Origin of the sequence: Cupriavidus sp. Met-2, from assembly GCF_049843575.1 — a bacterium.
In the GTDB taxonomy this organism is placed as follows: Bacteria; Pseudomonadota; Gammaproteobacteria; order Burkholderiales; family Burkholderiaceae; genus Cupriavidus; species Cupriavidus metallidurans.
This window is the reverse complement of the sequence record NZ_JBBHZL010000001.1, coordinates 914,971-939,903: the sequence shown is the minus strand read 5'-3', so window position 1 is coordinate 939,903 and position 24,933 is coordinate 914,971. Positions and strand designations below refer to the sequence as shown.

Annotated in this window: 25 protein-coding genes; all 25 read right to left on the bottom strand. The window is 61.7% G+C overall.

The features are described 5' to 3' along the window. Positions 1 to 123 precede the first annotated feature (123 nt). Positions 124 to 474: a cytochrome o ubiquinol oxidase subunit IV gene (gene cyoD / locus WD006_RS04455; protein ID WP_008643397.1), complete on the bottom strand. Its 351-nt coding sequence runs from the start codon at positions 472 to 474 to the stop codon at positions 124 to 126. Continuing rightward, positions 475 to 1,119, bottom strand: coding sequence for a cytochrome o ubiquinol oxidase subunit III (gene cyoC, locus WD006_RS04450; RefSeq protein ID WP_008643394.1), 645 nt, complete (start codon positions 1,117 to 1,119; stop codon positions 475 to 477). Positions 1,120 to 1,124: 5 nt separating this feature from the next. After that, a complete protein-coding gene (cyoB, locus tag WD006_RS04445) occupies positions 1,125 to 3,098 on the bottom strand; it encodes a cytochrome o ubiquinol oxidase subunit I (RefSeq protein ID WP_011515760.1) in 1,974 nt (657 codons plus the stop codon). Between the two features lie 8 nt (positions 3,099 to 3,106). Further along, a complete protein-coding gene (gene cyoA / locus WD006_RS04440) occupies positions 3,107 to 4,075 on the bottom strand; it encodes a ubiquinol oxidase subunit II (RefSeq protein WP_029308244.1) in 969 nt (322 codons plus the stop codon). A gap of 602 nt (positions 4,076 to 4,677) precedes the next feature. After that, complete coding sequence (locus tag WD006_RS04435) at positions 4,678 to 5,151, bottom strand: MaoC family dehydratase (RefSeq protein ID WP_029308245.1); 474 nt, start codon at positions 5,149 to 5,151, stop codon at positions 4,678 to 4,680. A gap of 87 nt (positions 5,152 to 5,238) precedes the next feature. Next, entirely contained in the window at positions 5,239 to 5,688 is a 450-nt protein-coding gene (locus WD006_RS04430) for a MaoC family dehydratase (RefSeq protein ID WP_029308246.1), read from the bottom strand. 64 nt (positions 5,689 to 5,752) lie between these two features. Beyond that, on the bottom strand, positions 5,753 to 6,871 hold the full coding sequence (locus tag WD006_RS04425; RefSeq protein WP_029308247.1) for an acyl-CoA dehydrogenase family protein: 1,119 nt from the start codon (positions 6,869 to 6,871) through the stop codon (positions 5,753 to 5,755). Between the two features lie 13 nt (positions 6,872 to 6,884). Further along, a complete protein-coding gene (locus WD006_RS04420; RefSeq protein WP_008643372.1) occupies positions 6,885 to 8,087 on the bottom strand; it encodes an acyl-CoA dehydrogenase family protein in 1,203 nt (400 codons plus the stop codon). Between the two features lie 91 nt (positions 8,088 to 8,178). After that, on the bottom strand, positions 8,179 to 8,646 hold the full coding sequence (locus tag WD006_RS04415; protein ID WP_011515755.1) for a DUF1178 family protein: 468 nt from the start codon (positions 8,644 to 8,646) through the stop codon (positions 8,179 to 8,181). Positions 8,647 to 8,852: 206 nt separating this feature from the next. After that, on the bottom strand, positions 8,853 to 9,488 hold the full coding sequence (locus WD006_RS04410; RefSeq protein ID WP_029308248.1) for an NUDIX domain-containing protein: 636 nt from the start codon (positions 9,486 to 9,488) through the stop codon (positions 8,853 to 8,855). Positions 9,489 to 9,536: 48 nt separating this feature from the next. Continuing rightward, on the bottom strand, positions 9,537 to 9,845 hold the full coding sequence (locus WD006_RS04405) for a DUF2818 family protein (RefSeq protein WP_008643366.1): 309 nt from the start codon (positions 9,843 to 9,845) through the stop codon (positions 9,537 to 9,539). A 21-nt stretch (positions 9,846 to 9,866) separates the two neighbouring features. Then, a complete protein-coding gene (gene nuoN / locus WD006_RS04400) occupies positions 9,867 to 11,342 on the bottom strand; it encodes an NADH-quinone oxidoreductase subunit NuoN (RefSeq protein WP_029308249.1) in 1,476 nt (491 codons plus the stop codon). A gap of 19 nt (positions 11,343 to 11,361) precedes the next feature. Then, on the bottom strand, positions 11,362 to 12,828 hold the full coding sequence (locus WD006_RS04395; RefSeq protein ID WP_011515752.1) for an NADH-quinone oxidoreductase subunit M: 1,467 nt from the start codon (positions 12,826 to 12,828) through the stop codon (positions 11,362 to 11,364). Between the two features lie 28 nt (positions 12,829 to 12,856). Next, on the bottom strand, positions 12,857 to 14,935 hold the full coding sequence (gene nuoL, locus WD006_RS04390; protein ID WP_008643359.1) for an NADH-quinone oxidoreductase subunit L: 2,079 nt from the start codon (positions 14,933 to 14,935) through the stop codon (positions 12,857 to 12,859). 61 nt (positions 14,936 to 14,996) lie between these two features. Next, entirely contained in the window at positions 14,997 to 15,302 is a 306-nt protein-coding gene (gene nuoK / locus WD006_RS04385; RefSeq protein ID WP_008643358.1) for an NADH-quinone oxidoreductase subunit NuoK, read from the bottom strand. Between the two features lie 17 nt (positions 15,303 to 15,319). Beyond that, a complete protein-coding gene (locus WD006_RS04380) occupies positions 15,320 to 15,961 on the bottom strand; it encodes an NADH-quinone oxidoreductase subunit J (protein ID WP_017512778.1) in 642 nt (213 codons plus the stop codon). 163 nt (positions 15,962 to 16,124) lie between these two features. Further along, positions 16,125 to 16,616 carry an NADH-quinone oxidoreductase subunit NuoI gene (gene nuoI / locus WD006_RS04375; protein ID WP_008643353.1) on the bottom strand — a complete coding sequence of 164 codons (492 nt, stop codon included), beginning with the start codon at positions 16,614 to 16,616 and terminating at the stop codon, positions 16,125 to 16,127. Between the two features lie 71 nt (positions 16,617 to 16,687). Further along, positions 16,688 to 17,752 (bottom strand): NADH-quinone oxidoreductase subunit NuoH, encoded by a 1,065-nt coding sequence (gene nuoH / locus WD006_RS04370; RefSeq protein WP_008643351.1) that lies wholly within the window; start codon positions 17,750 to 17,752, stop codon positions 16,688 to 16,690. Positions 17,753 to 17,770: 18 nt separating this feature from the next. Next, a complete protein-coding gene (gene nuoG / locus WD006_RS04365) occupies positions 17,771 to 20,143 on the bottom strand; it encodes an NADH-quinone oxidoreductase subunit NuoG (protein ID WP_011515750.1) in 2,373 nt (790 codons plus the stop codon). Positions 20,144 to 20,156: 13 nt separating this feature from the next. Next, positions 20,157 to 21,452 (bottom strand): NADH-quinone oxidoreductase subunit NuoF, encoded by a 1,296-nt coding sequence (gene nuoF, locus WD006_RS04360; protein ID WP_008643347.1) that lies wholly within the window; start codon positions 21,450 to 21,452, stop codon positions 20,157 to 20,159. A gap of 1 nt (position 21,453) precedes the next feature. Next, positions 21,454 to 21,954 (bottom strand): NADH-quinone oxidoreductase subunit NuoE, encoded by a 501-nt coding sequence (nuoE, locus tag WD006_RS04355; RefSeq protein WP_008643345.1) that lies wholly within the window; start codon positions 21,952 to 21,954, stop codon positions 21,454 to 21,456. 211 nt (positions 21,955 to 22,165) lie between these two features. After that, positions 22,166 to 23,419, bottom strand: coding sequence for an NADH-quinone oxidoreductase subunit D (locus WD006_RS04350; protein ID WP_011515748.1), 1,254 nt, complete (start codon positions 23,417 to 23,419; stop codon positions 22,166 to 22,168). A gap of 9 nt (positions 23,420 to 23,428) precedes the next feature. Beyond that, positions 23,429 to 24,028 carry an NADH-quinone oxidoreductase subunit C gene (locus tag WD006_RS04345; RefSeq protein ID WP_008643343.1) on the bottom strand — a complete coding sequence of 200 codons (600 nt, stop codon included), beginning with the start codon at positions 24,026 to 24,028 and terminating at the stop codon, positions 23,429 to 23,431. Between the two features lies 1 nt (position 24,029). Further along, positions 24,030 to 24,512 (bottom strand): NuoB/complex I 20 kDa subunit family protein, encoded by a 483-nt coding sequence (locus WD006_RS04340; RefSeq protein WP_008643342.1) that lies wholly within the window; start codon positions 24,510 to 24,512, stop codon positions 24,030 to 24,032. Positions 24,513 to 24,518: 6 nt separating this feature from the next. Then, positions 24,519 to 24,878 carry an NADH-quinone oxidoreductase subunit A gene (locus WD006_RS04335; RefSeq protein ID WP_008643341.1) on the bottom strand — a complete coding sequence of 120 codons (360 nt, stop codon included), beginning with the start codon at positions 24,876 to 24,878 and terminating at the stop codon, positions 24,519 to 24,521. Positions 24,879 to 24,933: the final 55 nt, after the last annotated feature.

The window sequence follows — 24,933 nt, the reverse complement described above, 5'->3', positions numbered from 1 at the left end:
GCGCCGTTCGGGTGCGGTCCGGCGTGAACCGGTGCAGCCGTGGCCGATGCCGGTGCGTTGCGCACCGTGGCCAATAAAAAACGGGGCCCAAAGGCCCCGTTTTTCAAACGACCGTATGAACCGTTACTTCATCCACGGCATCATGTTGGCGTTCATGTTGTGCATGATCCAGAGCGAACCGGCCAGCACAATGAACAGGATCAGTACCGTGAACAGCAGCGCCATCACGTTCCAGCGCTGACCGTTCGAACCATCCAGATGCAGGAAGTACTTCAGGTGCACGACGATCTGCACGGCCGCCATGCCCAGGATGATCCACAGCATGGTGCCGCGTTCCATCGTGCCGTCCATGACGATCTTGAACGGAATCACGGTCAGGATCACCGCCAGCACGAAGCCGATCACATACGACTTGACGCTGCTGTGGCCATGCGACGCGCCGTGAGCGGCGGTCGAAGCGTGTTGCTGTGCCATTTACATTGCTCCCATCAGGTAGACCACGGTGAACACACCGATCCAGACCACGTCCAGGAAGTGCCAGAACAGGCTGAGGCAGTTCAGGCGCTTGGCCACGACCGGGGTCAGGCCCTTCTTCGACAGTTGCCACATCAGCACGAGCATCCACAGCATGCCGCTGGCAACGTGCAGACCGTGGGTACCCACGAGCGTGAAGAACGACGACAGGAACGCGCTGCGGCTCGGGCCGGCACCCTCGTGAATCAGGTGCGCGAACTCGTTGATTTCCATGCCCATGAACGCGGCGCCCAGCAGGAACGTCACGCCCAGCCAGAACATCACGCGGCCCTTCTGATGGTTCTGCATCGACACCATGGCAAAGCCGTAGGTGATCGACGAGAACAGCAGGATGGCGGTTTCCACGAGCACGTAGTTGAGCTCGAAGATCTCCTTGCCCGACGGGCCACCCGCCACTTCGCCGCGCAGGACGGCGAAGGCGGCGAACAGGCACGCGAACAAGATGCAGTCGCTCATCAGGTACAGCCAGAAACCGAAGACGGTGTTCTCGCTGGTGTCGTGATGCGCGTGGTCGTGCGCCTCGTCGTGCGAGTGCGCATGCGCGGGGGCTTTCGCCCCGAAGCGGTCAAGAACTTCTGTCGACATGGTTATCAGCCCTGGGCAGCAATGCGCTGCTGGTAGCGCGTTTCGATCTGCTCGACCTCGGAGGCCGGCACGTAGTAATCGATGTGGTCATCGTTGGCGCGGCGGATGAACGCCACGACCATGCCGATCAGGCCCACGGCGGCAAGCCACCAGATGTGCCACGTCAGCGCGAAGCCCAGCACCAGGCTGAATGCACCCATGTAGAAACCAGCCGCGGTGTTCTTCGGCATGTGAATCTGCTCGAAGCCATCCGTGCGGATCGTCTCGCCACGTGCCTTCATGTCGGCAAACGCGTCCAGGTCACGCACCACCGGGGTGTGCGCGAAGTTGTAGAACGCCGGCGGCGACGAGGTTGCCCATTCCAGCGTGCGGCCACCCCACGGGTCGCCCGTCACGTCTGCCAGCTTCTTGCGGTCGCGGATCGACACGACGATCTGCAGCACCTGGAAGAAGATGCCCAGCGCCACGAACACCACGCCCACCACGGCCAGATGCAGCCACGGCGTCCAGGCCGGGTTGTCGGTGTGGTTCAGACGACGGGTCATGCCCATCAGGCCCAGCACGTACAGCGGCATGAAGGCGAAGTAGAAGCCCACCAGCCAGCACCAGAAGGCGCACTTGCCCAGACGCTCGTTCAGCTTGAAGCCGAAGGCCTTCGGCCACCAGTAGGTCACGCCGGCCAGGTAGCCAAACAGCACGCCGCCGATGATCACGTTGTGGAAGTGAGCAATCAGGAACAGGCTGTTGTGCAGCACGAAGTCAGCAGCCGGCACGGCCATCAGCACGCCGGTCATGCCACCGATCACGAACGTGATCATGAAGCCCAGCGTCCACAGCACCGGCGACGTGAATTGCACGCGGCCACGGTACATCGTGAACAGCCAGTTGAAGATCTTCACGCCCGTCGGGATCGAGATGATCATCGTCGTGATGCCGAAGAACGCGTTCACGTTGGCGCCAGAGCCCATCGTGAAGAAGTGGTGCAGCCACACGATGAACGACAGCACCATGATCGCGCTGGTGGCATACACCATCCCCTTGTAGCCGAACAGCTTCTTGCCCGAGAACGTAGAGATGATTTCCGAGAAGATACCGAACGCCGGCAGGATCAGGATGTACACCTCGGGGTGGCCCCAGATCCAGATCAGGTTCACGTACATCATGGCGTTACCGCCGCCATTGTTCGTGAAGAAGTGCATGTCGAAGTAGCGGTCCAGGCCCAGCAGTGCCAGCGACACCGTCAGCACCGGGAAGGCAGCCACGATCAGCACGTTGGTGCACAGGACCGTCCAGGTGAACACCGGCATGCGCATCAGCGTCATGCCCGGGGCGCGCATCTTCAGGATGGTCACCAGGAAGTTCACGCCGGTCAGCAATGTCCCCAGCCCTGATATCTGCAGCGACCAAAGGTAGTAGTCCACCCCCACGCCCGGGCTGTAGTCCAGACCCGACAGCGGCGGATAGGCCAGCCAGCCGGTACGCGCGAATTCGCCAACGCCCAGCGAGACGTTCACGAGCATCGCGCCGGCCACGAACAGCCAGAAGCTCAGCGTGTTCAGGAACGGGAACGCCACGTCGCGCGCGCCGATCTGCAGGGGCACCACGAGGTTCATCAGACCCGTCATCAGCGGCATGGCCACGAAGAAGATCATGATCACGCCGTGGGCCGTGAACACCTGGTCATAGTGCTCGGGCGGCAGGAAGCCGGTGGAGCCGTTGGTGGCAACCGCCAGCTGGGTACGCATCATGACGGCGTCGGCAAAGCCGCGCAGCAGCATGATCAGCGCCACCAGCGAATACATCACGCCAATGCGCTTGTGATCGACCGAGGTAATCCACTCGGTCCACAGGTAGTCCCACTTCTTGAAGTACGTGATCGCACCGAGCAGCGCCAGCCCGCCAAGGGCCACGCAGCTCAGCGTGATCATGATGATCGGCTCATGAAACGGAATCGCCGACAAACTCAATTTGCCAAACATCATTGCTCCTAGATTTGCGCGCCCAGCGCCGGCTTGGCCGGCGTGGCCATGGACACCCGCTCTTCACCGAGCGTGTTACGCGACGTGCAGACCGGACCGCCATCAAAACCTTCGCGGGCCATTGCATGGCCGTCGCCGCCCATGTACTGATGCAGGATGCCGGTGTACAGACCGTCTTCGACCTTGCCGAAGTACGTCACCGGTTCCGCTTCGCTCGGCTTGGCCAGGACCTTGTAGTCCTCGGACGCGAGCTGCTTTTCGGACGCGCGCACCTTTTCCACCCACTTGTCGAACTCGAAATTCGACATGGCGATGGCCTTGAACTTCATACCCGAGAAGCCGCCGCCACTGTAGTTGGCGGACATGCCGTCAAACGTGCCGGCTTCATTGGCGATGAGGTGCAGCTTGGTCTCCATCCCAGCCATGGCGTAAACCTGGCTACCCAGTTGCGGGATGAAGAACGAGTTCATGATCGAATCCGACGTGATCTTGAAGTTCACCGGCGTGTTCACCGGCAGCGCGAGCTGGTTCACCGTCGCGATCTTCAGTTCCGGATAGATGAACAGCCATTTCCAGTTCATCGCCACGGCTTCCACGGTCACCGGCTTGACGTTCGACTCGAGCGGCTTGTACGGGTCGAGATCGTGCGACGACTTCCAAGTGATGATGCCCAGCGCGATGATGATCAGGCAGGGGATCAGCCAAACCACCACTTCGATGCGGGTGGAGTGCGACCAGTTCGGATCGTATTCAGCAGACTTGTTGCTGGCGCGATACTTCCACGCAAACACGAGCGTCAGGATGATGACCGGTACGACGACCAGCAGCATCAGCCAGGTGGCGATCAGGATGATGCCCTTGATGTCGACGCCGACTTGCCCTTTCGGGTTCATCAGCGCGAAGTCGCAGCCGGCCAACAGGAGCAGGCCAAGGCAAGGCAGGTACCGCATCAGGGGCGGCATTTTTGGTTTCTTCATGTCACGACGGTCTGGTTGCGCCACGCCTGTGCACAAGCGTGGCACCGCCTACCTGCTGCACGGGGCAACTGGCGGGCTGGGCTGGGGAAAACCGGAGGACGTGTCCAAAGCTGGCGCTGCGAAATGGGCGATGCAAACGCCTGCGGACCATGCGGCCGGGCAACGCCATGAACGCGGCTTGGACAGCAACTGACGACTGCGTGCGCGCGCCTGAGGGGGCGGGTGCGTGCGCTGAGGTGACCGACTGCCTGAACTGCGTCTGTCCCGGTTCGGAACTGCCACCGGAACGAGCGTTGTGTCACGATGTTCACGCCACATCCTCTTGCTTCAACCGCCTCACCAGCGCAGTGAGAACGGTCTCCGAGCGGATATCGCATTACATAAAACATCGTGGGCGGGACTGTACCGCAACGCAACATTACGGGTAAACCCAGACACAACAGAAACACTGTTCTTTTAATCGGACAATTCCTTGACCTGTCGCAACGGGGTAACAGTCATCTCGTGGTTGCTTGTTTTTCCACGATTTCGCTGGACAAATGACAAGGGCCGCGATCTCGCGGCCCTCATTGTCGAGCGACAGTGCTGACGAATCGGATACGTCAGGAGTAGCGTCGACTGATCGATTCCGCCACGCAGACCGGTCGATCCGCGCCTTCCCGCTCGATCGTGACCTCCCAGGTGGACTGCGCACCGACCAGGCCATTCGGCAGCGGGTCCAGCCGCTCGACGTTGAGCAGCTTCACGCGTCCTCGCAGACGGCTGCCCACCGGCACCGGCGACGTGAAACGAACGCGATTCAGACCATAGTTGACGCCCATCTTGACGCCTTCCATGTGGATCGCGTTCTGCATGAGCTGGGGCAGCAGCGAAAGGGTCAGGAAGCCGTGGGCGATCGGCGCGCCGAACGGCGACTCACGCTTGGCACGCTCGACGTCAATATGGATCCACTGGTGATCGCCCGTGGCCTCGGCAAACAGGTTCACCTGCTGCTGCGTGATTTCGATCCAGTCGCTGACAGCCACTTCCTCGCCCTGCAGCGACTCCAGTTCTTCCAACGATGCGATAGTACGCATGGTGCTTGTCTCCTTGTCGTTCTTTTCTGGTTGGGTAGCCCTTCCTTCTCCCGCGTGCGGCAGAGGGAAGTGAACAAACGGCGTGCGTCAGGCCGGGCGGCGCTTGTACATCCCCATGCCCTTGACCGTGCACACAACCTCGCCCTTCTGGTTGGTGGCCACCCACTGGGTCATCACCACACCGCGATCAGGCTTGGAGCTCGACGGACGCACGTCCAGAACTCTCAGCACGGCAGTCAGGGTGTCACCGGCATAGACCGGCTTGATCCAGCGGACTTCATCCACGCCGGGCGACCCCATGCTGGTGGAGCGATCCCCCATCGACAGCACCAGCAGACGCATGATGATGCCGCAGGTCATCCAGCCACTGGAAATCAGCCCACCGTAGATGCTCTGCTCTGCAGCGGCCTTGTCGACGTGAAACGGTTGCGGGTCGTACTGGCGCGCGAAGCTGATGATCTCCTCTTCGGTCACCGTATAGCTCCCGAGCGGGTGCTCGCTGCCGACGACGTAATCCTCGAAATACATCTTGGACATCAAGTCCTCCAATGAAAAAACCGCGCTCGGGGTCACCGGCGCGGTTTGAACACTTACGCAATACTCAGGCAGCTTCCTGGAAGCCAGGCTGGCTGGCGAAGCGGCCCAGATGGTGGTCCACATCGCCGAAGGTCGTATTGATCAGCGTGAGGCGCTTGAACATGTGCGCGGCCGGCAGTTCGTCGGTCACACCCATGCCGCCGTGAATCTGCACGGCTTCCTGGCCCACCGAGCGGGCTGCCACGCCGACGCGCGCCTTGGCGGCGGACACGTAGCGGCGGCGCTCCTCGGGGCTGGCCTCGTCGAAGCGCGCCGCGGCCAGCAGCGTGATCGAACGCGACTGCTCCGCATGGATCATCATTTCGACCATGCGGTGCTGCAGCGCCTGGAAGCGCGCGATGGCCACGCCGAACTGCTGGCGGGTCTTCGCGTACTCGAGCGTGGCGGCGTTGAGCGTATCCATGACACCAACGGCTTCGGCGCACAGCAGCACCGCGGCGTAGTCGGCGGTGGCCTCGAGCACATCCCAGCCCTTGCCTTCCGTGCCGATCAGCGTGGCCGGTGCATCCTGGAACGTCACGTCGGCTGCGTGGAGGTTGTCGATCGTGCGGTAGTCCTTGACGCTGACGCCAGCACCCTTGGTGTCGACCAGGAACAGCGAGATGCCGTCACGGTCCGACTGGGCGCCACTGGTGCGTGCCGACACCACGAGCTTGTCGGCCTGGGCGCCGTGGGTCACCACGACCTTGCGACCGTTGAGCTTGCCGCCCTTGGCCGTCAAGGTCACGTTGTTCAGTTCATGGCGTGCCTGCTGCTCGTTGAATGCCGTGGCCAGCTTCAGTTCGCCACCAGCCACCTGCTCGAGCAGCGCTTCCTGGCCACCGGCCAGCTTGAGCGCCTGCGCGGCCACCACCGTCGCGAAGTACGGCTCCACCACCAGGCCGCGGCCCAGTTCCTGCTGCACCACCATCATGTCGACAGCCGTACCGGAGAAGCCACCTTGCGCTTCGGGCACCGGCAGCGCGGTCAGGCCGAGTTCGACCAGTCCGCCCCAGGCCTGCTCGCCGTAGCCATTCGCGCCCTTGATGTTCTTCTTGCGCGATTCGAAGTCGTAGCTCTTCTCGACAAAACGGCGAATCGCGTCGGCCAGTTGCTTCTGTTCGTCGCTGAGATTGAAGTTCATGTTGCGTGTCTCCTCACAGCCCCAGAATCATCTGGCTGATGATGTTCTTTTGGATTTCGTTCGAACCGCCGTAGATGGAGGTCTTGCGATAGTTGAAGTAGTACGCGGCCAGCGGGGCGGCGTCGTCATAGCCGGTCACGGCGTGCTCGTGTTCGCACTCCAGGTACGCCGGATCGAACGGCTGGGCGTACGGGCCGACCGCTTCGACCATCAGTTCGGTCAGCATCTGCTGGATCTCGGTGCCCTTGATCTTGAGCATCGATGCCTCGGGGCCGGGGCCCTTGCCAGCGGCTTCGCTCGACACCACGCGCAGCACGGTGATCTCCAGCGCCATCAGTTCGATTTCCAGCGCGGCAACCTTGGCGCCAAACACCGGATCCTCGAGCAGCGGCTTGCCGTTCTTCTGCTGCTGGCGGGCAACGCGCTTCAGGAAGCCCAGTTCGCGCTTGGAGTTACCCACGCGCGCAATGCCGGTACGCTCATGGCCAAGCAGGTACTTGGCATAGGTCCAGCCACGGTTTTCCTCGCCGACGCGGTTTTCGACCGGCACCTTGACGTTGTCGAAGAAGACTTCGTTCACTTCATGCTCTTCGTCGAGCATGATGATCGGGCGCACGGTAATGCCCGGCGTCTTCATGTCGATCAGCAGGAACGAAATGCCCTCTTGCTTCTTGGCCTCGGGGTCGGTGCGCACCAGGCAGAAGATCATGTCGGCGTGCTGGCCGAGCGTGGTCCAGGTCTTCTGGCCGTTGACGATGTAGTGCTTGCCATCCGACGTCAGCTCGGCACGGGTCTTCAGCGAAGCCAGATCCGAACCCGAACCCGGCTCCGAATAGCCCTGGCACCACCAGTCGGTGCAGTCGAGGATACGCGGCAGGTAGTACGACTTCTGCTCTGCATTGCCGTACTTCATGATCACGGGCGCGACCATCGCCACGCCGAACGGCAGCACGCCAGGCGCGCCGACGCGGGCATTTTCCTCGTCCCAGATGTGGCGTTGCGTGGCGTTCCAGCCCGTGCCACCGAACTCGACCGGCCAGTGCGGCGCGGACCAGCCCTTGCCAGCCAGGATCTTGTGCCAGCGCACCAGATCGTCGCGGTTGGGGCGGCGGTGGTTGAGTACCTTTTCGCGGATTTCCGCCGGCAGGTTGGCTTCGAGCCAGCTACGCACTTCCTGACGGAAGGCGATGTCGGCCGCCGAGTAATTGAGATCCATGCCCGTCTCCATTGGTGGTGCCGGCGGGCGCCGGCCGTTTGTTTTACCTCGCGCATCACTGCGCGAGGTAAACCGGGCACAGGATGCTTGTTCAGTGGGCCGTCTGCTTTAGCGCATCCGGCACGATGAGCGGAAAGGTCTCGATGCCTTCGTCGGCCAGCGCCTGCACGTCTTCCGGCGTTGCCGAACCGCGGATACCGCGCTCCGGCGCTTCCTCGTAGTGCATGCGCCGCGCTTCCTCGGCGAAACGTTCTCCCACGTCCTCGGTCTGCGCCAGTACCTGCCGAACTGCCTTCAGATAGCGGGCCTGCAGCGCTTGCATCATCTGCTGCGCGTCGGCCTTGCCTTCCTCGGCGTTCCGGACCTGCGTCTGCGCCGGCTTGGCGGTGGCACCCGAAAGATTCAGGCGCGGCGCGCTGGGCAGGCGGGAGACGGCATGGTCACCACAGACCGGGCATTGGACGAGGTCACGCGAAATCTGCGATTGCGCATCTTCCTCCGAGGCAAACCAACCCTCGAAACGATGGTCTTGCGCACAGCGCAGGTCGAGCACCTTCATGATCTTTCCAGCCCGTCGGGCAATATTAGCCGTGAATCGAAATTTTGTGAACGGTCGTGCTAATTTTTTCGCTGACCGTTTTTGCCTGGCAGGATGCGTCCTAAACACAATTACGCCGGAGCAAGGGAAAACCCCATGCGGAGACTGGCGCTGAGGCAGACTCAAGCCTGCAAGGCGGCGCAGTAGCTTAGCAGTTATGCGCCGTTTCAGCCGATGCTGCGATTGTCAGGAAACGGAGGCTTGCTTTGCTCGCCCGGCTGCCAGGTGCCAGAGACGATCTTCTCCAGCCAGAGCGCGCCGATGATCGTCTTGACGTCAGTAATGCGGCCCTGACGTACCCAATCGATCACCTGACCCACCGGCGTGATAAAGGTTTCCAGGAACTCGCCATCGTCGAGTTTCGCCTCGCCGGCGATCAGATCACGCGCCAGGAACAGATCGATGAACTCGGTCGAGTAGGAGATCACAGGGTGGATCCGCGTCAGGTAATCCCAGCGACGCGCGGTGTAGCCAGTTTCCTCGAGCAACTCGCGCTCGCCACATCGTTGCGCGCCCTCTTCCGGATCGAGCTTGCCCGCCGGAAATTCGAGCATCACTTCACCGATCGGGTAGCGGAACTGGCGCTCCATCAGCACCGTGCCGTCGTCGAACAGCGGGATCATCATGACTGCGCCCGGATGCAGCACGTACTCGCGCCCGGCTTGCTTGCCATTGGGCAGGCGCACGATGTCTTGCTTGAGGGTGAGGAATTTGCCGCGATGGATGGTCGCGGAAGCGACGGCAGTTTCCCTGAGGTGATCGTCACGCTCTTCGGACGATACGGCTGGGGTCTTGTCGATCATGAACGCTCCGGGTGTGGCACGGGCCCCGGCGCGAGGGTCTGGCCGCAATCAGGCCGTGCGATGTTTGACCAGGTATTGCCAGGTGAAGCCGGGGAAGGCAAACACCAGCATCATGCAGGCGGTGATGGCGTAGAACTGCCAGCCTTGCGGGAAGGCGTTGCCGAGGCTCGCTTCCACTGCGAAGCCGGCAAGGCCAGCCACCACGTACCACATGAATAGTTCCACCAGGCGCAGCCACAACGGCTTGCGGGCCCACTTCAGGCCCACCGCGGCGAACAGGCGCTGGTTGACGAACGGCAGGTTGGCACACACCAGTGCCAAAAGGATGACAAACCAACCACCTGCCGAGGAACTCATTGCGTCACCTTGCCTGAAAAATCAGGACGCCAGCGTAGCACGGATGGCCTGGAAGCACAGGTCCATCAGGCCAGCCGGGAACAGACCCAGCAGGATCACGGCCAAGCCGTTCAGGCTCAGCACCGAACGCAGGCCAGTCGAAGCTTCCAGCGGCTCTTCGCCAACCGGTGCATCGAAGTACATCAGCTTCACAATGCGCAGGTAGTAGAACGCGCCGATCAGCGAGAACACCACTGCCACCACGGCCAGCCAGCTCATACCTGCCGACACGACCGCCTGCAGCACCGACAGCTTGGCATAGAAGCCAACGGTCGGCGGAATGCCGGCCATCGAGAACATCATCACCAGCATCAGGAACGCGAACCACGGATGACGGCGCGACATGCCCTTCAGATCGTCGAGCGTTTCTGCCTCGAAGCCCTTGCGCGTGCGAACCAGGATCAGGCCGAACGTGCCCAGCGTGGTCAGCATGTACGTGATCGAGTAGAACATCGACGAGCTGTAGGCGTTCACTGCGCCGTCGGCCTTGTTGGCCACCACGCCCGAAAGCATGCCCAGCAGCACGAAGCCCATGTGGGAGATCGTCGAGTACGCCAGCATCCGCTTCAGGTTTGTCTGAACGATAGCCGTCAGGTTACCGATGACCAGCGAAGCAATCGACAGGATCACCAGCATGACCTGCCAGTCGGTCGCCAGCGGCAGCAGGCCCTCCACCAGCAGGCGGATGATCAGCGCGAATGCGGCAACCTTCGGACCAGCAGCGATCAGCAGCGTCACAGCGGTCGGCGAACCCTGGTAGATGTCCGGGATCCACATATGGAACGGTGCGGCACCCAGCTTGAAGGCCACACCGGCCACGATAAACACCACGCCGAAGGCCAGCATCGTCGTGTTGACGCGGCCCGACTCGACCACGCGGAACACTTCACCCAGGTTCAGCGAACCGGTGGCCCCGTACATCATCGACATGCCGTAGAGCAGGAAGCCCGATGCGAGCGCGCCCAGTACAAAGTACTTGATCGCCGATTCGGACGTCACGCGCGAGTCGCGGCGCAGGGCAACCAGCGCATACGACGACAGAGACAGCAGCTCCAGACCCAGGTACAGCGTCAGGAAGTTGTTGCCGGTGATCATCACGATCTGACCGCCGAGCGTGAACAGCGCGAGCATGTAGAACTCGCCTGCGAACATGTCCCGTTCGGCCAGATAGCTACGCGTGTAGATCAGCGTCAGCAGCATACCCAGCGAGCAGAACGCAGCCAGCACGTTCGCCATCGGGTCGATCACGACCAGGTTGGCGAACGCGTAGTGCGTTTCGCCGCCTGCCGCGTCGATGCCGAACCAAGCGGTCAGCACCAGTGTAGTCAGCAGCGACAGCGGGTACGCCACGCTGGTGCGGTTCTTGCCGCGGGCTAGGTCGATCCAGTTGATCGCCGCAATGGCGATCGCCAGGAAAATGATTGGCGCCACCGGGGCCAGGCTAGAGGACGATTGCATGTTGATTTCTCTCCCCCGCTTACAGCTTGGACTGTGCCACGTGGGACAGCAGGTTCACCACCGATGCGTGCATCACGTCGGTGAAGGGTTTCGGGTACAGACCCATGTACAGCGTCATGATCGCCAGCAGACCGAGCATGAAGAATTCACGCTTGTTCAGGTCCACCAGTTCACGCACGTGCTCGTGCACGATATCGCCGAAGATCACGCGCTTGACCATCCACAGCGAGTAAGCCGCGCCGAAGATCAGGGCCGTGGCGGCCAGCAGGCCAATCCAGAAGTTGAACTTGACAGCACCCAGGATCACCATGAACTCGCCCACGAAACCCGAGGTAGCCGGCAGGCCACAGTTGGCCATCGCGAAGAACACCGACAGCGCCGCGAACTTCGGCATCACGTTCACCACACCGCCGTAGTCGGCGATCTGGCGCGAGTGCACGCGGTCATAGAGCACACCGATACACAGGAACATCGCGCCCGACACGAAACCATGCGAGATCATCTGGATGATGCCGCCCTCGATGCCGATTTCATTGAAGATGAAGAAACCGAGCGTCACGAAACCCATGTGAGCGATCGACGAGTACGCCACCAGCTTCTTCATGTCGGCCTGGACCAGTGCCACGAGGCCGATGTAGATCACGGCGATCAGCGAGATCGTGATGATGAACGGGGCCAGGTAGTGGCTGGCGTCCGGGGCGATCGGCAGCGAGAACCGCAGGAAACCGTAGGCGCCCAGCTTCAGCATGATCGCCGCCAGCACCACGGAACCGCCGGTCGGCGCTTCCACGTGGGCGTCCGGCAGCCAGGTGTGCACCGGCCACATCGGCACCTTCACCGCGAAGGCCATGAAGAACGCGAGGAAGATCGCGATCTGCTCGTTCATCGTCAACTTGGCCTGATGCCAGGTGAGGATGTCGAACGAGCCCGTCTTGTTGTACAGGTACAGCAGCGCGACCAGGGTCAGCAGCGAGCCGAGCAGCGTGTAGAGGAAGAACTTGAACGCCGCATACACGCGGTTCGGGCCGCCCCAGACACCGATGATGATGTACATCGGGATCAGCGTGGCTTCGAAGAACACGTAGAACAGCAGGCCGTCCAGCGACGAGAAGACACCGACCATCAAGCCTGACAGGATCAGGAACGAGGCCATGTACTCGGCCACGCGTTCGGTGATCACTTCCCAGGCCGAGATCACGACGATCACGGTGATGAATGCGGTCAGCACCACGAACCACATCGAGATGCCATCCACACCCAGGTGGTACTGGATGTTGAAGCGTTCGATCCACGTCGCCTGCTCGACGAACTGCATCGCAGCGGAAGCGGTGTCGAAGTGGAAGATCAGCGGCAGCGTGACGGCAAAGCTGACGATAGCACCGAACAGCGCCATCCAGCGCACGAAGCATTTGCTTCGGTCGGAGCCGAACATCAATACCACCAGCCCGAAGAAGATAGGCAGCCAGATTGCGAAAGACAGAACCATTTCTATGTTTTCCTTGCTTTGGTGCCTATCACTTGGTGCCTATCACGCCAGTGATCGTCAGCGTCAGGAGCACCAACATGCCGATGATCATCGCGAAAGCGTAATGGTAGATATAACCGGACTGCAGGTAGCGGCTGGCCGCAGCAAACGACGCCACCACGCGGGCCGAACCATTGACGAACAGGCCGTCGATGAAGCTCTGGTCACCACCCTTCCACAGGCCGGTACCCAGCAGGCGCGCGCCGCGAGCGAAAACCGCTTCGTTGATCGCGTCCATGTAGTACTTGTTGTCCAGCAGCTTGTAGAGACCGGAGAAACGTTGCTTGATCGCCGCGGGGATGTCCGGGCGCTTCATGTAGAAGAACCACGACAGCACCACGCCTGCGATAGCCAGCCACAGCACCGGCGTCGTCAGCGAGTGAATCGCCATCGGCACCCAGCCATGGAACGCTTCCTTCAGCTCTTCCATCGCATGATGGTTCTCGCCGACGAAGATCACGTCCTTGAAGGCCACGCCATGCTTGAAGAACTCGCCGAACAGCATCGGCTCGATGGCGATGGCGCCAACGATCACCGACGGGATGGCCAGCAGCACCAGCGGCAGCGTCACGACCCACGGGGACTCATGCGGCTTCTGGCCCGGAGCCAGGCCGTGGTGATGGTCGTGCGAGACTTCCTCGTCATGGTGGTTGCCATGGTGGTCATCGGCCTTGCCGAAGCGCTCTTCACCGTGGAACACCAGGAAGTACATGCGGAACGAATAGAAGGCGGTCACGAACACACCGGCCAGCACCGCGAAGTACGCGAAGCCCGAGCCAGCGATATGCGATTCGGCCACGGCCTCGATGATCGAGTCCTTCGAATAGAAGCCCGCGAAGAACGGCGTGCCGATCAGGGCCAGCGAACCGACCAACGACGTGATCCACGTGATCGGCATGTACTTGCGCAGGCCGCCCATGTTGCGGATGTCCTGGTCATGGTGCATGCCGATGATCACCGAACCCGCGGCAAGGAACAGCAGTGCCTTGAAGAACGCGTGGGTCATCAGGTGGAACACGGCCACCGAGTAGGCCGAAGCGCCAAGCGCGACGGTCATGTAACCGAGCTGCGACAGCGTGGAGTACGCCACCACGCGCTTGATGTCGTTCTGGATGATGCCCAGGAAGCCCATAAACAGCGCGGTGATCGCGCCGATGACCAGCACAAACGACAGCGCGGTATCCGACAGTTCGAACAGCGGCGACATACGCGCCACCATGAAGATACCGGCGGTCACCATGGTTGCAGCGTGAATCAGTGCCGAGATCGGGGTCGGGCCTTCCATCGAGTCAGGCAGCCAGACGTGCAGCGGGAACTGCGCCGACTTGCCCATCGCGCCGATAAACAGGCAGATGCAGGCCACGGTGATCATCATCCAGTCGGTACCTGGGAAGATCACGGTAGCCAGCTGCTCGCGGGTAGCGAAGACATCCGTGTAGTTCATGCTGCCGCTGTATGCCAGCAGCAGGCCGATACCGAGGATGAAGCCGAAGTCACCCACACGGTTGACCAGGAACGCCTTCAGGTTCGCGAAGATCGCCGTCGGGCGGGTGTACCAGAAACCGATCAGCAGGTACGACACCAGGCCCACCGCTTCCCAGCCGAAGAACAGCTGCAGGAAGTTGTTGCTCATCACCAGCATCAGCATCGAGAAGGTGAAGAGCGAGATGTAGGCGAAGAATCGGTTGTAGCCGGGGTCCCCTTCCATGTAACCGACGGTGTAGATGTGCACCATCAGCGAGACGAAGGTCACGACCACCATCATCATCGCGGTCAGGGAGTCGACCAGGAAGCCGACCTCCATCTTCAGGCTGCCGATCGTCATCCACTCGTACACGGTGGCGTTGTAGCCCGCGCCGTTGAGCACGTCGAGCAGCACCATCACCGACAGGACAAAAGCGATGGCAACGCCGAGAATCGTTGCCGAATGCGCCACGATCCGGCCGCCGCGCGACTCCGAGGAAAACGTGCCGAAGAACTTGGTACCGAACAGACCAGCTATCGCGGCGCCGGCGAGCGGCGCCAGCGGAATCGCCAGCAGCAGGTTGGGGTTGAGCGTGGTTGCCATAGGACGCTTATTGGTGTGCGATCGGGGAGCAGTCTTGGTTCAATGTGGATGCGGTCATGAATCAGCCCTTGAGGGTATCCATGTCGTCCACGTTGATCGTGTCCAGGTTACGGAACAGCACAACCAGGATTGCCAGACCAATTGCCGACTCGGCGGCGGCCACCGTGAGGATGAAGAAAACGAAAACCTGACCAGCCAAGTCGCCCATGTAGTGCGAGAAGGCGACGAAGTTCATGTTCACCGCAAGCAGCAGCAGTTCGAGCGCCATCAGCAGCACGATCACGTTCTTGCGGTTCAGGAAGATGCCAACGATGCTGATCGCAAACAGGATCGCACCGAGGACGAGGAAGTGGGCGAGAGAGAGCACAGCGGTTTCTCCGGGCTTTAGTTCTTGTTGGCGGCTGCCGCAGCATCCGCTTCGGCCCGGCCCTCGGCCGGCAGTTTCACCAGACGCACGCGCTCGTCGCGGCGCACACGGAGCTGGGCGCCAACGTCCTGTGCCTTCACATCCTTGCGACGGCGCAGCGTCAGTGCAACGGCAGCGATGATGGCCACCAGCAGGATGATGCCGGCCACTTCAAACGCGTAGATGTAGTCGGTGTAGATCAGCTTGCCCAGCGCGGCGGTATTCGAATAGTTCGGATCCTGCGCGCCCGGGGGCAGCACCGCGTTGGTCGTGCCGATGAAGTTGCGCACGAGCACGATCGCCATTTCGGCGATGATCAGCGCGCCAATGATCGAGGCCATCGGCACATAGGTCCAGAAGTCGCGCCGCAGATGCTCGATGTCGATGTCGATCATCATCACGACGAACAGGAACAGCACCATCACGGCGCCGACGTACACGAGCAGGAGCAGGATGGCGAGGAATTCCGCCTTCAGGATCATCCAGATCGCTGCGGCGGTGAAGAACGCCAGGACGAGGAACAGTGCGGAATGCACCGGGTTCTTTGCCGTGATGACTTTCAGTGCGGACAGCACCAGCACCAAGGCAAAGACATAGAAGATGGTGGTCGTGAGTTCCATGGTCCCTATCGGATCCTCTTTGGGCCGCTTGCACACAGCCCCCCTTTCGGGGTGACCACGCGTGCTCGCGGCATCCTTCTGTTGGCCCCTTGCGGGACCGATTCAATTTCGCTTTCGGGAGCCGGCGCCTCAAGCGCCCTGCTCCCGCCCTGCGTCGATACGCTTAACGGTACTTCGCGTCCGCAGCCTTGGCTGCGGCGATCTGCGGCTCGTAGCGGTCGCCAACGGCCAGCAGCATGTCCTTGGTGAAGTACAGGTCACCGCGCTTTTCGCCGTGATACTCGAGAATGTGCGTCTCGACGATCGCGTCAACCGGGCAAGCTTCTTCGCAGAAGCCGCAGAAAATGCACTTGGTCAGGTCGATGTCGTAGCGCGTGGTGCGGCGGGTGCCGTCGTTACGCACGTCCGATTCGATCGAGATAGCCAATGCCGGGCACACCGCTTCACACAGCTTGCAGGCGATGCAACGCTCTTCCCCATTGGGATAGCGGCGCAGTGCGTGCAGGCCGCGGAAACGCGGCGACATCGGCGTCTTCTCTTCCGGGAACTGGACTGTGATCTTGCGCGCGAAGAGATAGCGGCCGGTCAAAGCCATACCCTTGAAGAGTTCCTTCAGGAGCAGGCTGTTGAAGAAGTCCTTGATGGCGAGCAGCATGACGATTGCTTCCTAAGTATTTCCGCGCGGCGCGCCCTGCCTCTGGCAGTGACGCACCATCGCCTGGCCTCTTAGTGCCAGATGTTCCACGGCGACTTGATCCAGATCGCCACAATGATCAGCCAAGCCACGGTCAGCGGAATGAAGATCTTCCAGCCCAGACGCATGATCTGGTCATAGCGGTAACGCGGGAACGAAGCGCGAATCCAGATGAAAACCGACAGCAGCAGGAATACCTTGATCACCAGCCAGAAGAAGCCCGGGATCGCATTGGTCAGCGCGCTCGAGAACGGCGGTGCCCAGCCACCAAGGAACATCAGCGAGGTCATCGTCGAGATGATGATCATGTTGATGTACTCGGCCAGGAAGAACAGCGCGAACGTCATGCCCGAATATTCGATCATGTGGCCGGCCACGATTTCCGATTCGCCTTCCACCACGTCGAACGGGTGACGGTTGGTTTCAGCCACGCCCGAGATGAAGTACACGCCGAACATCGGCAGCAGCGGCAGCCAGTTCCACGACAGCAGGTTCAGGCCCATGTTGGCGAAGTAGCCGGTGTTCTGGGCGTTCACGATGTGCGACAGGTTCAGGCTGCCCGACACCATCAGCACGGTCACCAGGGCGAAGCCCATGGCGATTTCGTACGACACCATCTGCGCCGCGGCACGCATCGCACCGATGAACGCATACTTCGAGTTCGAGGCCCATCCAGCCAGAATCACGCCATAGACGCCCACCGAGCTGATGGCCATCACGTACAGCAGACCAGCGTTGATATCGGCCATCACCACTTCGGCCTGGAACGGAATCACCGCCCAGACAGCGACTGCGGGCATCAGCACCATCAGCGGAGCCACCAGGTACATGCCCCGGTTGATCTGCGACGGGAACATGACTTCCTTGAGCAGCAGCTTCAGCACGTCGGCGATCGGCTGCAGCAAGCCCAGCGGACCCACGCGGTTCGGGCCGATACGCACGTGCATCCAGCCGATCAGCTTGCGCTCCCACAGAATCAGGTAGGCCACGCACAGCAGCACCGGCACCACGATGAGCACCGCGCGGATAAGAATCCACAGCGGCGTCCAGTACATGCCGAAGATGTCGTGACCTTGCGAGGTAATCCAGTCGATCATGTTGCTTTCTCGCTCTTCTTATGCGGTGGCCGTCGCGGCCGCGTTGTTGCCGGCCGGCAGGTCGATGGCTTTCTCAACGGTGACATTGCCGAACAGTGCACCCAGCGTCACGGCAGCCTCGGTGGCGGCCGGCACGCGCACTGTGTTTGCCGGCAGCGTCGCTTCGAGAGCGGCCGGCAGCACCACGCTGGCACCATCCTGCATCACACGCACCGGATCGCCAGCCTGCACGCCCAGCTTGGCGAACAGATCCGACGACAGCGACACCTGCATCGCACGGCGCGCGGCGGCGGTAAGCTGCAGCGAGTCGGCACGGCGCACGATCGGGTCGGCGTGGTAAATCGGCACATCGGCGATACGCTCGACACCGTTGGCGGCAGCAGCCGTCACGCGGATCGGGGCATCGGTCGAGTTGTTCAGTTGCTCGGCGACCGGACGAGCCAGCGCGGCGTCGCGCACGGCTTCAGCCGTGTCGAAGTCGAAGCCCGGTACTTCCAGCAGGTTGCCCAGCACGCGCAGCACCTTCCAGCCCGGACGCGACTCACCCAGCGCGCGTACCACGCCGTTGAAGCTCTGCGCCTTGCCTTCGGCATTGACGAACGTACCTGCGGTTTCGGTGAACGGCGCGACCGGCAGGATCACGTCTGCGTATTGCAACGCGGCTTCCGAACGGAACGGCGACAGCACCACGACCGTGCCGGCCTGGTTCAGCGCGGCCAGTGCCTTGCGGCCATCGGCGGCGTCGAACTCGGGCTCGGCGTTCAGCACAATGTACGCGCGGCGCGGCGCATCGAGCATGGCCTGTGCGTTGGCACCGCCTTGCTGCGGCAGGGCGCCAGCAACATAACCACCGACCGTGTTGGCGGCCTCGGTCAGGAAGCCCAGCGTCGCGCCCGTTTCCGAGGCGATCCACTGCGCCAGAGCGTGCAGCGACGAGAACTGCGGGTGACGGACGGCTTCGTTGCCGAGGAACACCGCACGGCGTTCGCCCGACAGCAGCATATCGGCCACGGCCTTCGCAGCATCGCCACCGTCGAATCCTTCGGTACCGGCCGGAGCGGTCACGCCCTTGGCGGCGGCCACGGCACGGGCCACGCCGGCCAGTGCGGCGGTCCAGCCCGACGGGGCAGCATTGATACGCGCGGCGACCGGCATCAGCAGGTCTTCACCGCCCGCGCCGATCACGGCCACACGTGTGCCCTTTTTCACGGCTTGACGCAGACGCGACGCCAGCAGCGGATGATCCTTGCGCAGCGACGAACCGATCACCAGCGCGCGTTGCAGCGTGCTGACGTCGGCCACCGGCATGCCGAGCCACGGCGCGCCCTTCAGTGCGGCCGAGAAATCGGATTGACGCAGGCGGAAGTCGACGTTGTCGCTGCCCAGACCACGGACGAGCTTGCCCAGCAGGAACAGCTCTTCCAGCGTGCTGTGCGGGCTGGCCAGCGCAGCAATCTGGTCGGCGCCGTGATCGCGCTTGATGCTTGCCAGACCATTGGCCACGTATTCGAGCGCGGTCTGCCAGTCCGTTTCCATCCATTCGCCACCCTGCTTGAGCATCGGGCGGGTCAGACGGTCGGCGCTGTTCAGGCCTTCGTAGGCGAAGCGGTCCTTATCGGAGATCCAGCATTCGTTGATGTCCTCGTTCTCCAGCGGCACCACACGCATCACGCGCTGGTTCTTGGTCTGGACCACGAGGTTGGCACCCAGGCCGTCGTGCGGCGACACCGACTTGCGGCGTGCCAGTTCCCACGTACGGGCCGAGTAGCGGAACGGCTTGCTGGTCAGCGCGCCGACCGGGCACAGGTCGATCATGTTGCCGGACAGTTCCGAATCCACGGTCTGGCCGACGAACGTCGTGATTTCCGAGTGCTCGCCGCGGCCCAGCATGCCCAGCTCCATCACGCCGGCCACTTCCTGGCCGAAGCGCACGCAGCGAGTGCAGTGGATGCAGCGGGTCATCTCTTCCATGGAGATCAGCGGGCCCACATTCTTGTGGAACACCACACGCTTCTCTTCCTTGTAGCGCGACTCCGAACCACCGTAGCCCACCGCCAGATCCTGGAGTTGGCATTCGCCGCCCTGATCGCAGATCGGGCAGTCGAGCGGGTGGTTGATCAGCAGGAATTCCATCACCGATTTCTGAGCCTTCACAGCCTTCTCAGAATTGGTGAAAACCTTCATGCCTGGCGTCACCGGGGTGGCGCAGGCGGGCAGCGCCTTGGGCGCTTTCTCCACTTCAACCAGGCACATGCGGCAGTTCGCCGCGATGGACAGTTTGCGGTGGTAGCAGAAGTGCGGGATGTACGTGCCCAGCTTCTGGGCCGCTTCCATCACGAGGCTGCCTTCCGCAACCTCTACCTTCTTGCCGTCGATCTCGAGTTCAACCATGTTCTGCCACGCTTCAGGAATAGGCCGGGACCATGCACTGCTTGTGTTCGACGTGATACTCGAACTCCTTCCAGTAGTGCTTGAGCATGCCGCGTACCGGCATCGCCGCTGCATCGCCGAGTGCGCAGATAGTGCGACCCATGATGTTTTCCGCGACGTTGTTGAGCAGGTCCAGATCTTCCTGGCGGCCTTCTCCGTGTTCAATGCGATTCACCATGCGATAGAGCCAGCCGGTGCCTTCACGGCACGGCGTGCACTGGCCGCACGATTCTTCAAAGTAGAAATACGACAGGCGCAGGAGCGAACGCACCATGCAGCGTGTTTCGTCCATCACGATCACGGCGCCCGAGCCCAGCATCGAGCCGGCCTTGGCGATCGAGTCGTAATCCATGTCCGATGCCATCATCAGGTCGCCCGGCACCACCGGGGCGGAGGAACCGCCCGGAATGACCGCCTTGATCTTCTTGCCACCGCGCATGCCGCCCGCGAGTTCCAGCAGCGTTGCGAACGGCGTGCCCAGCGGGATCTCGTAGTTGCCCGGACGCTCGACATCGCCCGACACCGAGAAGATCTTGCTGCCGCCGTTGTTCGGCTTGCCCATCTTCAGGTAGTTCTCGGGGCCGACTTCCAGCAGGAACGGCACCGCGGCGAACGTTTCCGTATTGTTGATGGTGGTCGGCTTGCCGTACAGGCCGAAGCTGGCCGGGAAAGGCGGCTTGAAGCGCGGTTGGCCCTTCTTGCCTTCGAGCGACTCCAGTAGCGCGGTTTCCTCGCCGCAGATGTATGCGCCGTAGCCATGGTGGGCGTGCAACTGGAAGTTGAAGCCCGAACCCAGGATGTTGTCGCCGAGGAAGCCGGCGCGGCGCGCTTCTTCGAGTGCTTCCTCGAAGATCTTGTATTCATTCCAGATTTCGCCGTGGATGTAGTTGTAACCCACGGTGATGCCCATCGCGTACGCGCCGATGGCCATGCCTTCGATCAGCGCGTGCGGGTTGTAGCGAATGATGTCGCGATCCTTGAACGTGCCCGGTTCGCCTTCATCGGTATTGCAGACGAGGTACTTCTGACCCGGGAACGCACGCGGCATGAAGCTCCACTTCAGGCCGGTGGGGAAGCCCGCACCGCCACGGCCGCGCAGACCCGACGCCTTGACGTCGGCGATCACCTGCTCGGGCGTTACCTTTTCCTCGAGAATGCGGCGGAGCTGCTTGTAGCCGCCACGCTTCACGTAGTCTTCGAGGTGCCAGTTCTTGCCGTCCAGGCCAGCCAGAATCAGCGGCTTGATATGACGGTCATGCAGAGAGGTCATGTTACTTGTCCCCCTTGGCGGCGGCTTCGGACTTGAGCTCTTCGACCAGTGCGTCGATCTTCTGCTCGCTCATGAAGCTGCACATGCGGGTGTTGTTGACGATCATCACCGGTGCGTCGCCGCACGCGCCCATGCACTCGCCCTCTTTCAGGGTGAAACAGCCGTCGGCGGTGGTCTCGTTATAGTCGATCCCGAGCTTGCGCTTCAGGTATTCGCCAGCCCGCTCGCCGCCCGACAGCGCGCACGGCAGGTTGGTACAGACGGCGAGCTTGTGCTTGCCCACCGGCTTGGTGTCATACATGTTGTAGAACGTGGCCACCTCTTCCACCCACACAGGCGGCATTTCGAGGTAGCTGGCGACGAACTGCATGACTTCGGGGGAAACCCAGCCCACCTCGCCCTGTGCCACGGCGAGTGCCGCCATCACGGCCGACTGCTTCTGGTCGGCCGGATACTTCGCGATCGCGCGATCGATTTCCTTGAGAGCTTCTGCTGATAGCATGGTCATTGCAGTAATACGGCGAAGCCGCGCGGGGCTCCGCTAGTTTGCAGCCGTCGCTGCCATGTTCTGCCGGCCCGGACGCCCTTTCGCGTCCCTGCCGATCCGTTGCAGGCATCGCCTGCCGCCACCGTTACAGCCGGGGCCGGCCGAACACGCCCGGAACGTCGTCCGGGCAACGGCCTGTGACGGGATACTCGTCTTCCGGTATCCCTTAGCGATCGATCTCGCCGAACACGATGTCCTGTGTACCGATGATCGTGACCGCATCCGCAATCATGTGTCCCCTGGCCATTTCGTCGAGCGCGGCCAGGTGGACAAAGCCCGGGGCACGGATCTTCAGACGGTACGGCTTGTTCGCGCCATCCGAAATCGCATAGATGCCGAACTCGCCCTTCGGGTGCTCCACCGCTGCGTAGGCCTCGCCTGCCGGCACGTGGATACCTTCGGTGAAGAGCTTGAAGTGGTGAATCAGCTCTTCCATGTTCGACTTCATGTCCACACGCGACGGCGGCGCCACCTTGTGGTTCTCGGTAATCACCGGACCCGGGTTGCGACGCAGCCAGTCAATGCACTGCTTGATGATGCGGTTCGACTGGCGCATTTCTTCAACACGCACCAGGTAACGCGAATAGCAGTCGCCCGCCGTACCCACGGGGATATCGAAGTCCATCTTGTCGTAGACCTCGTACGGCTGCTTCTTGCGCAGATCCCACTCGATACCCGAGCCACGCAGCATCGGACCGGTGAAACCCATCTGCAGCGCACGCTCCGGCGTGACCACACCGATATCGACCAGACGTTGCTTCCAGATACGGTTATCGGTCAGCAGCGTCTCGTATTCATCGACATAGGTCGGGAAACGGTTCGTGAAGTCCTCGATGAAGTCCAGCAGCGAGCCCGAACGGGCTTCGTTCATGACCTTGATGGCCTTCTCGTTGTGGACTTTCGACGCACGATATTGCGGCATCGTGTCAGGCAGGTCGCGGTAGACGCCGCCCGGACGGTAGTAGGCCGCGTGCATACGCGCGCCCGACACCGCCTCGTACATGTCGAACATGTCCTCACGCTCGCGGAACGCGTAGAGGAACACCGCCATCGCACCCACGTCCAGCGCGTGCGAGCCGATCCACATCAGGTGGTTCAGCAGACGGGTGATTTCGTCGAACATTACGCGGATGTACTGGGCGCGAATCGGCACCTCGAGGCCCAGCAGGCGCTCGATCGCCATCACGTACGCGTGTTCGTTGACCATCATCGACACGTAGTCGAGACGATCCATGTAGGGGACGCTTTGAATCCAGGTCTTCTGCTCGGCCAGCTTTTCGGTGGCTCGATGCAGCAGGCCGATATGGGGGTCGGCGCGCTGGATGACTTCGCCGTCCAGTTCAAGCACCAGACGCAGCACGCCGTGCGCTGCAGGGTGTTGGGGGCCGAAGTTGAGGGTGTAGTTCTTGATATCTGCCATGACGCGATCTCAGTGCTGCGTGCCGCCGTAGTTTTCCTCGCGAATCACGCGCGGCGTGACTTCGCGCGGCTCGATCGTCACCGGCTGGTAGATGACCCGCTTCTGTTCCGGGTCGTAGCGCATTTCGACGTAGCCCGAGACTGGGAAATCCTTGCGGAACGGGTGGCCGACGAAACCGTAGTCGGTCAGGATACGGCGCAGATCCGGATGGCCTTCGAACACGATGCCGTAGAAATCGAACGCTTCGCGCTCGAACCAGTTCACCGAGTTCCAGACGTTGATGACCGACGGCAGCACCGGGAAATCATCGTCCGGCGCGAACACGCGCAGACGCAGACGCCAGTTGTGCGTTACCGACAGCAGCTGCGAGACAGCGGCAAAGCGCAGGCCGTCCCAGGCGCCTTCGGCGTAGTCGGAATAGTCCACGCCGCACAGGTCGAGTAGCTGTTCGAAACGCAGCGAGGGATCGTCACGCAGCAGACGCGCGACTTCGAGATAGTCGGCGGCCTTGACGATCAGCGTCAGTTCGCCGGTGGCCTCGATCAGGTTCTGCACGCGCTTGCCGAGGACCTTTTCGAGCGCAGCCTTGAGGGTATCCAGGTTCGCCATATCAGCCCTTGCGCGCGATAGTATTGGTACGCTTGATCTTGTTCTGGAGCTGGATCACGCCGTAGATCAGCGCTTCCGCCGTCGGCGGGCAGCCCGGAACATAGATGTCGACCGGCACGATGCGGTCGCAGCCACGCACCACCGAATATGAGTAGTGATAGTAGCCGCCGCCGTTGGCGCACGATCCCATCGAGATCACCCAGCGCGGTTCGGCCATCTGGTCGTACACCTTGCGCAGCGCGGGGGCCATCTTGTTGCACAGCGTGCCTGCCACGATCATCACGTCGGACTGACGCGGCGACGGGCGGAAAATCACACCGAAACGGTCCATGTCGTAACGTGCGGCGCCGGCGTGCATCATTTCCACTGCACAGCAGGCCAGACCGAACGTCATGGGCCACAGGGAACCCGTACGGGTCCAATTGATCAGCTTGTCAGCGGTCGTCGTGACAAAGCCTTCGTTGAGAACGCCTTCGATTGCCATTTCACATCACTCCCAATCGAGCGCGCCCTTTTTCCAGATGTAGACGAAGCCCACGATGAATTCCAGCAGAAACACGCCCATGGCGATGAATCCCGGCCAACCGATGTCCTTGAGGGCGACGCCCCACGGAAACAGGAAGGCAGTTTCGAGATCGAACAGGATAAACAGGATGGCGATGAGGTAGTAGCGCACGTCGAACTTCATGCGCGCATCCTCGAACGCTTCGAAGCCGCACTCGTACGGCGACAGCTTCGCTGCGTCAGGCTTGTAGGGACCGAGAATTCGACCGATGGCCATCAGTGCCACACCGAGCACGACGCCAAAGACGATGAAGATGAGGACGGGGAAGTAGGCTTCGAGAGTCAAGATGCGGCCAGCCTTATCTGGAATGTTGTCAACAGCACCAGCTATAGCGGCGTCC

Coding starts and splice junctions, on each gene's coding strand:
- cyoD (WP_008643397.1), bottom strand. CDS start 474: ATGGCACAGCAACACGCTTCGACCGCCGCTCACGGCGCGTCGCATGGC.
- cyoC (WP_008643394.1), bottom strand. CDS start 1,119: ATGTCGACAGAAGTTCTTGACCGCTTCGGGGCGAAAGCCCCCGCGCAT.
- cyoB (WP_011515760.1), bottom strand. CDS start 3,098: ATGTTTGGCAAATTGAGTTTGTCGGCGATTCCGTTTCATGAGCCGATC.
- cyoA (WP_029308244.1), bottom strand. CDS start 4,075: ATGAAGAAACCAAAAATGCCGCCCCTGATGCGGTACCTGCCTTGCCTT.
- WD006_RS04435 (WP_029308245.1), bottom strand. CDS start 5,151: ATGCGTACTATCGCATCGTTGGAAGAACTGGAGTCGCTGCAGGGCGAG.
- WD006_RS04430 (WP_029308246.1), bottom strand. CDS start 5,688: ATGTCCAAGATGTATTTCGAGGATTACGTCGTCGGCAGCGAGCACCCG.
- WD006_RS04425 (WP_029308247.1), bottom strand. CDS start 6,871: ATGAACTTCAATCTCAGCGACGAACAGAAGCAACTGGCCGACGCGATT.
- WD006_RS04420 (WP_008643372.1), bottom strand. CDS start 8,087: ATGGATCTCAATTACTCGGCGGCCGACATCGCCTTCCGTCAGGAAGTG.
- WD006_RS04415 (WP_011515755.1), bottom strand. CDS start 8,646: ATGAAGGTGCTCGACCTGCGCTGTGCGCAAGACCATCGTTTCGAGGGT.
- WD006_RS04410 (WP_029308248.1), bottom strand. CDS start 9,488: ATGATCGACAAGACCCCAGCCGTATCGTCCGAAGAGCGTGACGATCAC.
- WD006_RS04405 (WP_008643366.1), bottom strand. CDS start 9,845: ATGAGTTCCTCGGCAGGTGGTTGGTTTGTCATCCTTTTGGCACTGGTG.
- nuoN (WP_029308249.1), bottom strand. CDS start 11,342: ATGCAATCGTCCTCTAGCCTGGCCCCGGTGGCGCCAATCATTTTCCTG.
- WD006_RS04395 (WP_011515752.1), bottom strand. CDS start 12,828: ATGGTTCTGTCTTTCGCAATCTGGCTGCCTATCTTCTTCGGGCTGGTG.
- nuoL (WP_008643359.1), bottom strand. CDS start 14,935: ATGGCAACCACGCTCAACCCCAACCTGCTGCTGGCGATTCCGCTGGCG.
- WD006_RS04380 (WP_017512778.1), bottom strand. CDS start 15,961: ATGGAACTCACGACCACCATCTTCTATGTCTTTGCCTTGGTGCTGGTG.
- nuoI (WP_008643353.1), bottom strand. CDS start 16,616: ATGCTGCTCGCCATCAAGGACTTCTTCAACAGCCTGCTCCTGAAGGAA.
- nuoH (WP_008643351.1), bottom strand. CDS start 17,752: ATGATCGACTGGATTACCTCGCAAGGTCACGACATCTTCGGCATGTAC.
- nuoG (WP_011515750.1), bottom strand. CDS start 20,143: ATGGTTGAACTCGAGATCGACGGCAAGAAGGTAGAGGTTGCGGAAGGC.
- nuoF (WP_008643347.1), bottom strand. CDS start 21,452: ATGACCTCTCTGCATGACCGTCATATCAAGCCGCTGATTCTGGCTGGC.
- nuoE (WP_008643345.1), bottom strand. CDS start 21,954: ATGCTATCAGCAGAAGCTCTCAAGGAAATCGATCGCGCGATCGCGAAG.
- WD006_RS04350 (WP_011515748.1), bottom strand. CDS start 23,419: ATGGCAGATATCAAGAACTACACCCTCAACTTCGGCCCCCAACACCCT.
- WD006_RS04345 (WP_008643343.1), bottom strand. CDS start 24,028: ATGGCGAACCTGGATACCCTCAAGGCTGCGCTCGAAAAGGTCCTCGGC.
- WD006_RS04340 (WP_008643342.1), bottom strand. CDS start 24,512: ATGGCAATCGAAGGCGTTCTCAACGAAGGCTTTGTCACGACGACCGCT.